This window comes from Marinimicrobium sp. UBA4509, assembly GCF_002388575.1.
GTDB classification, from domain to species: domain Bacteria; phylum Pseudomonadota; class Gammaproteobacteria; order Pseudomonadales; family Cellvibrionaceae; genus Marinimicrobium; species Marinimicrobium koreense.
The window spans coordinates 2,544-3,660 of sequence record NZ_DGMV01000030.1 but is presented as its reverse complement, the minus strand read 5'-3'; the positions used below and the strand labels follow the sequence as shown (position 1 = coordinate 3,660).

The following is a 1,117-nucleotide window of genomic DNA, read 5'->3' as shown; positions in this document are numbered from 1 at the left end:
ATTAGCGAAGCGTAATCCGACACTTTACCGACGGCCTTGAAGACAAGTGACAAGGCAATCCTTCGTTCAACCTACGATACTAAAGGGTAGCCCGGCGTCTGCAGGGCCTATCGGTCAGAGACCCGCCGTGAATACAGTCCTACGCGCTCCCGGCGCTTACGGACACTTCCCACATCCATGTGGGTCGTCCACGTAAGCTTCTCGTCGACATCCATGTCTCCGAGAGTCTCTGAACGATAGACCCTGCAGCCACCTCAGTGCCATTAGCGCACGTAGGTGGAAGAGTGTGAACCTACCCATGAAGCCACGTTGTCGGTCGGAGTTTCTACCAACACGCAGCCAGAACAGGACTCAACAATGAATCGTTTGACTAGACTATCTTTCGTTTTCATCTTGCTGGCCGTCATCACCGCCTGCGCCGGCCCCAAGGTCTCACAGGACTATAACGAAGACACCGAATTTGATCCCGGCTGGGGCCGCTATGAATGGCGCGGTGGCACGTCGCAGATCGACGGAGTGTCCCACAGTCGGTTGCAGCGCATCACCGAGCAGGCGATGGTGCAACGCGGTTACCGGCTTGATCCCGACAACCCCCAGTTTTATGTCAGCGTCAGCGGCACCACGCGGGCCGCGGTGGGTGGCGGCAAGTCGGTGGGCATTTCCATCGGGTTGCCCGTGGGTAACAGCGGCAGTATCGGACTTGGGGGCAGCAAAAGCCTGGAAGACCGCAAGCAGGAGGGGGTGATCATTGTGGATATCACGGATGCCGAGAGCAATGAGCTGGTCTGGCGTGGTAGCGCGGAAGGGATTGCCTTGCGGGATTTTGAGTTGGCGCGAGAGCAGCAGTTACGAAAAGTCATTGGTCGGTTATTGGCGCAGTTTCCGCCGGAATAACGTTGAGCCGCTCGGCTTCGGTACTTCGGAGTATAGGGCTGCGGGAGGGTGTCCCTTTCCGAGACACGCCGTGAACCCATCCATGGGGGCTCGATCACCCGCCGTCCAGGCGGGTGACGGTCTCGGAAAGGGACACCCTCCCTCCGCTGTGCCAAATTATCGTTCCGGGAAATAGCACCTGGGTAACGGTGAATGCGCTTCGCTCCGATACGTCGGACCGATC

General features: G+C 58.4%; 1 protein-coding gene. It reads left to right on the top strand.

Annotation, left to right across the window (positions count from 1 at the left end; genetic code table 11):
* The first annotated feature begins 357 nt into the window (after positions 1–357).
* The gene (locus tag B3520_RS03705) at positions 358–894 is read left to right on the top strand and encodes a DUF4136 domain-containing protein (RefSeq protein WP_286807672.1); all 537 of its coding nucleotides are present in this window, start codon (positions 358–360) and stop codon (positions 892–894) included.
* Positions 895–1,117: the final 223 nt, after the last annotated feature.